We start from the raw sequence: 340 nt of genomic DNA, 5'->3' as shown, positions 1-340 counted from the left end.
TGTTTGCTTTTATTCTTTAAAAAAAGTTATGGGCGTGTAGCTCAGGTGGTTAGAGCACTGTGCTGATAACGCAGGGGTCGATGGTTCGAGTCCATTCATGCCCACCATAAGACTTTAGTATGGGGATATAGCTCAGCTGGGAGAGCGCCGCACTTGCACTGCGGAGGTCAGCAGTTCGATCCTGCTTATCTCCACCAAGATTTAAAAGATTTTTTTTAGGACAATGAGAAATGAATAGTAGGTAAAAAGAGAAACAACATTCACAAGAAAAAGAGTTAGAATGAGAAAAAGAAGATAAAGCTAAGAAAGGGCGTACGGAGGATGCCTAGGTAGTAAAAGC

Annotated in this window: 2 tRNA genes; both read left to right on the top strand. The window is 42.1% G+C overall.

Going from position 1 to position 340, the window contains the following annotated elements:
* Positions 1 to 30: 30 nt before the first annotated feature.
* A tRNA-Ile gene (locus AWT63_RS03115) sits at positions 31 to 107 on the top strand.
* Positions 108 to 121: 14 nt separating this feature from the next.
* Positions 122 to 197, top strand: a tRNA-Ala gene (locus tag AWT63_RS03110).
* Positions 198 to 340: the final 143 nt, after the last annotated feature.

The sequence above is a fragment of the Caviibacter abscessus genome (assembly GCF_001517835.1).
In the GTDB taxonomy this organism is placed as follows: Bacteria; Fusobacteriota; Fusobacteriia; order Fusobacteriales; family Leptotrichiaceae; genus Caviibacter; species Caviibacter abscessus.
The sequence above is the reverse complement of the archived record's forward strand: the minus strand, read 5'-3'. Positions and strand labels throughout refer to the sequence as shown.